At 44.7% G+C, this 6991-nt stretch carries 10 protein-coding genes; 6 read left to right on the plus strand and 4 right to left on the minus strand.

Annotation, left to right across the window (positions count from 1 at the left end; translation table 11 throughout):
- A partial coding sequence (locus tag AC4E7D_RS09590) for an IMP dehydrogenase (RefSeq protein ID WP_490173579.1) occupies nt 1-466 on the plus strand: 466 nt, incomplete at its 5' end.
- A gap of 34 nt (nt 467-500) precedes the next feature.
- Here the strand turns inward: AC4E7D_RS09590 and AC4E7D_RS09595 are convergent.
- Together AC4E7D_RS09595 and lysA are read right to left on the minus strand one after the other, a co-directional pair.
- Nucleotides 501-962 (minus strand): thioredoxin family protein, encoded by a 462-nt coding sequence (locus AC4E7D_RS09595; protein ID WP_490173588.1) that lies wholly within the window; start codon nt 960-962, stop codon nt 501-503.
- Between the two features lie 131 nt (nt 963-1093).
- Nucleotides 1094-2335, minus strand: coding sequence for a diaminopimelate decarboxylase (gene lysA, locus AC4E7D_RS09600; RefSeq protein WP_490173580.1), 1242 nt, complete (start codon nt 2333-2335; stop codon nt 1094-1096).
- Between the two features lie 153 nt (nt 2336-2488).
- Between lysA and AC4E7D_RS09605 the strand changes: the two genes are divergently transcribed.
- The 3 genes from AC4E7D_RS09605 (at nt 2489) to AC4E7D_RS09615 (ending at nt 5020) form a co-directional block, all read left to right on the plus strand.
- Nucleotides 2489-3127 (plus strand): LON peptidase substrate-binding domain-containing protein, encoded by a 639-nt coding sequence (locus AC4E7D_RS09605; RefSeq protein WP_490173581.1) that lies wholly within the window; start codon nt 2489-2491, stop codon nt 3125-3127.
- Between the two features lie 114 nt (nt 3128-3241).
- Entirely contained in the window at nt 3242-4435 is a 1194-nt protein-coding gene (sucC, locus tag AC4E7D_RS09610) for an ADP-forming succinate--CoA ligase subunit beta (protein ID WP_490173582.1), read from the plus strand.
- A 255-nt stretch (nt 4436-4690) separates the two neighbouring features.
- On the plus strand, nt 4691-5020 hold the full coding sequence (locus AC4E7D_RS09615; RefSeq protein WP_490173583.1) for a hypothetical protein: 330 nt from the start codon (nt 4691-4693) through the stop codon (nt 5018-5020).
- A 32-nt stretch (nt 5021-5052) separates the two neighbouring features.
- On the opposite strand, the gene AC4E7D_RS09620 is transcribed toward AC4E7D_RS09615, so the two are convergent.
- Nucleotides 5053-5376: a DUF1456 family protein gene (locus AC4E7D_RS09620; protein ID WP_490173584.1), complete on the minus strand. Its 324-nt coding sequence runs from the start codon at nt 5374-5376 to the stop codon at nt 5053-5055.
- 112 nt (nt 5377-5488) lie between these two features.
- Here AC4E7D_RS09620 and AC4E7D_RS09625 point away from each other — a divergent pair, with 112 nt between their 5' ends.
- Both AC4E7D_RS09625 and AC4E7D_RS09630 read left to right on the plus strand, forming a co-directional pair.
- Nucleotides 5489-5890 (plus strand): TerB family tellurite resistance protein, encoded by a 402-nt coding sequence (locus tag AC4E7D_RS09625; protein WP_490173585.1) that lies wholly within the window; start codon nt 5489-5491, stop codon nt 5888-5890.
- 148 nt (nt 5891-6038) lie between these two features.
- Entirely contained in the window at nt 6039-6467 is a 429-nt protein-coding gene (locus AC4E7D_RS09630; protein ID WP_490173586.1) for an Hsp20/alpha crystallin family protein, read from the plus strand.
- A 99-nt stretch (nt 6468-6566) separates the two neighbouring features.
- On the opposite strand, the gene AC4E7D_RS09635 is transcribed toward AC4E7D_RS09630, so the two are convergent.
- Nucleotides 6567-6991: UvrB/UvrC motif-containing protein (locus AC4E7D_RS09635; RefSeq protein WP_490173587.1), on the minus strand; the 425-nt coding region annotated here is incomplete at its 5' end.

The raw sequence follows: 6991 nt of genomic DNA on the forward strand, positions 1-6991 counted from the left end.
CCCTGTTATCGCTGATGGGGGCATTCGCTACACAGGTGACATTCCCAAAGCCATTGCGGCCGGGGCAGATTGCGTGATGCTGGGTTCCCTATTAGCGGGAACCAAGGAGTCCCCAGGTGAAACCATTATTTATGAAGGCCGTAAATTCAAATCCTATCGCGGTATGGGCTCCGTCGAAGCGATGAAACAAGGGAGCAAAGACCGCTATTTTCAGGATGTGGAAGACGATATTAAAAAGCTGGTTCCTGAAGGAATTGTGGGCCGCGTACCCTACAAGGGCGACCTTTTTGAGAGTATCCACCAGTTTATTGGTGGTCTGAGGGCCGGAATGGGATATTGTGGGGCCAAGGATATTGCAACCTTAAAGGATACGGCAAAATTCGTGAAGATCACGTCCAGCGGGATCAAGGAAAGCCATCCCCATCACGTAACCATAACCAAGGAGTCCCCGAATTACAGCAGGTAACATCTGACCTTCGGAAGAGTGGGTTGGTCAAGGGCTAGCGACCCTGCCCACTATAGGTTTTCCAGTCTTTTTTCAGGTAAATATTATCCCCGAAATATCGGGCAATATTCAGGAAAGGTTTTGGCTTCTGGTACCCGGGCACAGGTGAGAGCATATTAAAGTTTTCGTCCAAAAATACAACTGTGGGGTAACTGAGCCTGCCCTGTAATAATGCGAGAGCCAGTTGGTGATATCCCTTTTTTCCCGAAGGCACATAGGTATAGGTTTTGCCATTGAAAGTAATGGGGTCTTTGCCCTCACCATCCAATTTGACCATATAGAAGTTTTCGGACATATATGCGGCTACCTCCGCATTCTGGAAAGTATCTTTGTCCATTTTCTTACACCAACCACACCAGTCGGTATACACATCCACAAATATTTTCTTTGGGTTCTTGTCCGTGGTAGCCAGTTGGGCAGCCTCGTCCCAGGTCATCCATTGCACTTCCTGGGCCATGATAATTGGTCCTGAGAGGAGCAACAGGGCTATGAGGGGTAGTTGTAATAATTTGGGGGTAAAAATTTTCATGAGCTAGTTTTTGTGTACGTTTCAAATACTATACCAAAACTAACGTAAAAATAAGCATATTATTTCACTGCAGGTCGTGTGAGATCGGCCTTAAAAAGATCGGCTACATCGATCTGGTTTCTTATCAGGTCGTCAAAATCTTCCCTCTTTCGGACAAGCACGGCCTCTCCGTCATGCCACAGCACTTCAGCAGGCCGATACCGGGAATTATAGTTGCTGGCCATCGTGAAGCAATACGCCCCAGCATTGTTAAAGCAGAGAATATCTCCTTCTGATATCTCTGAAATACGCCGGTTATTACCAAAAGTGTCGGTTTCACAAATGTATCCCACTACGGAATAATAGCGCTCCTTGCCATTCGGGTTGGAAAGGTTGGAGATGTTGTGTGACGCCCCGTAGAGCATGGGCCGAATAAAATGATTAAACCCGGAGTCCACTCCCGCAAATACGGTAGAGGTGGTTTGTTTTACCACATTCACCTTGGCGAGGAAGTACCCGGCCTCACTTACAAGGAATTTGCCGGGTTCAAAGGCCAGTACCAGTTCTTTGCCGTAGTCCCTGCAGAATTCATTAAAACGGGAACTCAGTTTTTGGCCCAGTTCCTCAATGTTCGTTTCGATGTCTCCAGTTTTGTAGGGAACTTTGAACCCACTTCCAAAATCGATAAAATCAAGGTCCTTAAAATGCTTGGCCGTATCAAAAAGGATTTCTGAAGCGTACAGGAACACATCGATATCCAGAATGTCACTTCCGGTGTGCATGTGGATCCCATTTACCTTCATTTTGGTAAGCTCCACAATGCGCAGGATATGGGGGATTTGATGAATGCTGATCCCGAATTTTGAATCGATATGCCCCACGGATATCTTAGTGTTTCCCCCTGCCATGACGTGTGGGTTGATTCGGATGCATACCGGTACATCTGGATGTGCACTCCCGAACTGTTCCAGAAAAGAAAGGTTGTCTATATTGATTTGTACACCGAGCGTCGCTGCTTCCTCAATCTCCTCCAGGGAAACACCATTGGGAGTAAAGATGATATCCTCAGGCCTGAAGCCTGCCAATAAGCCCAGCTTTACTTCCTGAATGGAAACCGTGTCCAGGCCGCTGCCCATACTGTTCATCAAACGCAAAATGGCCAGGTTGGAAAGCGCTTTCACGGCATAATTCAGCTTGAGCCGCGGAACGGAACTGAATGCGCTGGTTAGCCGGTTAAACTGTGAGGTAATCTTGGCTGTATCATATACATAAACGGGGGCCCCAAATTGCTCCGCTACAGAAAGAAGATCCGTGTTTTTCATATCCATCAATTTAAACAAATCTAGGGCACTTGCCCAAGGCATACAAGCGAATCCCAATGTTTTATAATTATACAACAAAAAGTTATAAATATAACAATTTACTTTCGCTTGCCCCGCACTATTTTGCTTTGTACATTTAGGTAAAATGAGCTTATGAAGTTACCCCTTTTCCCCCTTCAGACGGTTTTTTTTCCCGGTGAACAGGTACCCCTGCATATATTCGAAGAGCGTTACAAGGCCCTGATTCGTGATTGCAGGGAAGAAGCCGCTACTTTTGGCATACCGGTGTATATAAATGATAGTATTTCCTATGGTACCGAAGTACAGTTGGTGGAAGTAGTGAATACCTATGAAAGCGGTGCCATGGATATTGTATGTGTGGCGCGGCAGGTGTTCAAGGTGGTGACTTTTGAAAACCAAATGGAAGGGAAGCCTTATGCAGGGGGTATCGTGCAGTTTCTTGACAATATCAAAGATGGGGAGGAAAAGCAAAAACGTATCGTACTTTCCAAAATAAAAGAACTCTACCAGCTTATGGATGTTCCGTTTGAGCCCGTAAAGGAAGAGCTTTTCAATAGTTTTACCCTTGCCCACAAAATGGGCCTCTCGTTTGAACAGGAATATCAGCTATTACAAATGCCCAGTGAAAGCGAGCGTCTTGGTTTCATCAATTCCCATCTATTGGGTACCATCCTGGTACTGAAGGAAGTAAAGCGAACCAAGGAACTGATCGAAATGAATGGCCATTTTCGGAATTTTGACCCCTTGGATTTTGAGGATCTGGAAGTATAATCTCTGGCAATCCATACTTTCACGCAAATAGATTATTTCTGCAAACATTGGTCTGTAAAATATTGGTCTAATGAGGTGCGTTTGCTATTTTTGCCTGCAATAAAAAACCAGTATATGAATCTTCACGAGTATCAGGGAAAGGAAATTCTAGCAAGTTTTGGAGTACGCATTCAACGAGGCAAGGTCGCACAGGATCCAAAAGAGGCGGTAGCCGTTGCCAAAGCGCTTACAGAGGAAACAGGAACGTCCTGGTATGTGGTAAAGGCACAGGTGCATGCCGGGGGGCGAGGAAAAGGTGGTGGTGTTAAACTGGCAAAAAGCCTTGAGGAGGTGGAAAGCATTTCTGATCAGATCATTGGGATGAACCTGGTCACTCCACAGACTTCTGCGGAAGGAAAGAAAGTTCACCAGGTACTTGTCGCTGAAGACGTATACTACCCAGGGGAGAGTGAGACCAGCGAATTCTATATGTCAGTCCTGCTCAATCGCGCTAAGGGGCGCAATATGATCATGTATTCCACAGAAGGTGGGATGGATATAGAAGAGGTGGCTGAGAAGACCCCGCACCTGATCTTTACAGAAGAAGTTGATCCGGCAGTAGGACTATTGCCCTTTCAGGCCAGGAAAATTGCTTTTAACCTGGGTCTGAGCGGAATTGCATACAAGGAAATGGTAAAATTCGTCTCTGCTTTATACAAGGCCTATGAGGGAAGTGATGCCAACCTTTTTGAGATCAACCCTGTTCTCAAAACCTCAGATGATAAGATCCTTGCCGTAGATGCCAAGGTTACCCTAGATGACAATGCCTTGTTCAGGAGAAAGGACTATGCGGCCATGAGGGACCTGCGGGAGGAAAGCCCTATCGAAGTGGAAGCCCGTGAGGTTGGACTTAATTATGTAGACCTGGATGGTAATGTGGGCTGTATGGTTAACGGGGCTGGCCTCGCCATGGCTACTATGGACCTTATTAAAATGGCGGGCGGAGAACCTGCTAATTTCCTGGATGTAGGAGGTACTGCCGATGCCAAACGGGTAGAGCAGGCCTTTCGAATCATCTTGAAAGACCCCAATGTAAAAGCCATCCTCATTAACATTTTTGGGGGTATAGTACGGTGTGACCGCGTTGCCCAGGGCGTTGTGGATGCTTACAAGAATATGGGTGATGCCATAAAGGTGCCCATCATCGTTCGTTTGCAGGGTACGAATGCTGAACTTGCCAAGGAGATCATCGACAACTCAGGTCTTGCAGTTCACTCAGCCGTGCAGTTCAAGGAAGCTGCAGATAAGGTAGAGGAGGTGCTTTCATAAATACGGAATACAATAATTTTAAGGCGATGTTCTAATAACATCGCCTTTTTTTATTCATGAATATGATTAGAGGAGCCTGTTTACGACCAGTTTAATTCTGGAGGGATTTCCTATTTTTTGTTAAATTCTGAAGATAATCCCCGATATTTTGATTAAAGTTTTGTTAAAACACTTATTTATTGTAACATCTTCAATAAAGCCTCGTCAATTATATCAAATCATCATTTTTTCATCAATCATTAAACAAACAACATCATGAGAAAAATTAGTTTAGTATTTCTGGCGGCCGCACTGTTATCAACTGGCAATCTTTTAGCTACAACTCCTGGTACAGACCCATCCAAATCGCTTTCAGCGCAAATCGGAGAACTCCTTGAAGACAACCGGCTTGAGGTTGAACAAGACCTCAAAGCTACTGTACTTTTTACCTTGAACGAACAAGGTGAAATCGTAGTCTTTTCTGTCGACACAGAAGACGAGGCTCTGGAAAAGTGGGTTAAGGCCCGGCTTAACTACGAGAAAGTAGAATTGGATCAGCACACGGCTGGCAAAATGTACAAGGTCCCGGTTCGGATCGAGGCATAACGAGACATCTCAAAAGAAAATCCTGAAGTAGTTCAGGATTTTTTTTTGCCCTTATCTTTCGGGGGATGTTGCTTGCCTTTACCAATTGTTTTTGAGTTATCGGATCGTTTTAAAACATCTCCAGGAAATTTGGGATCTTCCCTGGTGCCCCGCAGGTGCAGTACCAGACCGTTCAGGAAATTTCGAAGTACCTGGTCCCCGCACTCACGATAATTAGGATGTCCCTCCCTACGGCAAAATGCTCCGATCTCCGATTTGGAAATTCTGAAGTCTACCCCTTTTAAAATTTCGACAATTTCATCATCCCTCAGCATCAAGGCTACCCTGAGTTTCTTAAGGACGTCATTATTATTCATAACAATTCTTAGTAAAGATTGATAAAATCCGGCTATAATACTACCACTTAATATACGAAACTGAGGATATTTAGAGTTATATGCAGGAAAGCTTTTCATCCAACAGCTGTTTATGTTTACTTACAAAGAGAAACTGGGATTATTATCAGAATTAATTGCTTTTGCCAAGACGGATCATGTGGTAAGTCCCGAAGAATATGGCTTATTACTGGGTATAGCCAGGAATTTAGGTATTGAACAAAACCGCTTCCATCGCCTGTTCGACGCCCCGGTGAAAAGGGAGAATCAAGGGTCTCAAACAGAACGTATTGTTCAGTTTCATCGCCTGGTATTACTGATGAATGTGGATCAGGAACAGGACCTGAAAGAAGTGGAAAACCTGTATAATATGGGCCTGCATATGGGCCTGCCTCCAGGAGCCATACAACAGGTGCTTGAAGTTATGCATCAGTATCCGGATAAAGTGGTTCCGCCTGATGTGCTTCTGAATATCTTCAATGCGCACAACAACTGATCTTTCTTTCCTGATGTCGTAAACAGACATAATGACATTATTTATCAGATCATAACCGACAAAACGGCAGGTTTTTGATTTGGTACAGCCTTTGCCCTATACATGACGATTGCAATATTAATCAAGTTTAATTGTAAAACTGATAGTCATGAGTATAGTAAAAAGGCACAACGTATTGTTTCCATCCGTATTTGATGAATTTCTCAAACCCGACTGGTTTGGAGGAATGGAAAAGTACAATAGATCATATCCGGCGGTCAATATCAAGGAGAATGAGGATAGCTTCGAATTGGAGCTGGCCATTCCCGGTAAGAAGAAAGAAGACTTTAATGTAGAGGTGGATGACCATGTTATGACCATTTCTATGGAATCCCGAACAGAGGATGAAGTGGCCGAAGAAAACTACACCAGAAGAGAGTTTTCATACACTGCCTTCACCCGCTCATTCACCTTGCCCGAAACCGTGGCAGAGGATAAGATCAAAGCCGCATATACCGATGGTATACTAAAATTTACACTTCCCAAAAAAGAGGAGGCTTTACCCAAGCCCAAAAGGATGATTGAGATTGGGAAATAAGAGATGATGAAGTTATGATGCGCCCGCCTAACGGGCCTTCATAATGGTTGGTTTGTTTAGTTGGTTAGTTAGGGAAAGCACCCCATCCGGGGTGCTTTTTTATTGGGTCTGTTCCTGCAGGGTTTTGATCTCATCGCGCAGTTTGGCTGCAAGCATAAAATCGAGTTCTTTGGCCGCTTTTTCCATTTCCTTTCGCTTGCTGCGAATCAGTTTTTCTTTTTGATCCGGTGTGAGATATTCCAGGTCCGGCTCAGCAGCCCTAATAGCTTCCTTCTCAAAGTGGTAAGTAGAGACTGAGTTTTTTGCCAGGGCATTGTCGAGACTTTTGTTAAGGGCCTTTGGTACGATATTGTTCTCCGCATTATACGCCAATTGTTTTTCCCTCCGGTAATTGGTCTCATCAATGGTTTTCTGCATGCTCTCGGTTATCGTATCAGCATACATGATCGCCTTTCCATTCAGGTGTCTTGCCGCCCTTCCCACCGTCTGGGTCAGCGACCGATTGCTCCTGAGAAATCCTTCCT

It is taken from the genome of Lentiprolixibacter sp., assembly GCF_982873095.1.

What these genes read in the sequence shown, in the direction of transcription:
- AC4E7D_RS09625 (WP_490173585.1), top strand. Translation starts at nt 5,489, where the DNA reads ATGTTTACTTACAAAGAGAAACTGGGATTATTATCAGAATTAATTGCT.
- lysA (WP_490173580.1), bottom strand. Translation starts at nt 2,335, where the DNA reads ATGAAAAACACGGATCTTCTTTCTGTAGCGGAGCAATTTGGGGCCCCC.
- AC4E7D_RS09595 (WP_490173588.1), bottom strand. Translation starts at nt 962, where the DNA reads ATGGCCCAGGAAGTGCAATGGATGACCTGGGACGAGGCTGCCCAACTG.
- AC4E7D_RS09605 (WP_490173581.1), top strand. Translation starts at nt 2,489, where the DNA reads ATGAAGTTACCCCTTTTCCCCCTTCAGACGGTTTTTTTTCCCGGTGAA.
- AC4E7D_RS09620 (WP_490173584.1), bottom strand. Translation starts at nt 5,376, where the DNA reads ATGAATAATAATGACGTCCTTAAGAAACTCAGGGTAGCCTTGATGCTG.
- sucC (WP_490173582.1), top strand. Translation starts at nt 3,242, where the DNA reads ATGAATCTTCACGAGTATCAGGGAAAGGAAATTCTAGCAAGTTTTGGA.
- AC4E7D_RS09615 (WP_490173583.1), top strand. Translation starts at nt 4,691, where the DNA reads ATGAGAAAAATTAGTTTAGTATTTCTGGCGGCCGCACTGTTATCAACT.
- AC4E7D_RS09630 (WP_490173586.1), top strand. Translation starts at nt 6,039, where the DNA reads ATGAGTATAGTAAAAAGGCACAACGTATTGTTTCCATCCGTATTTGAT.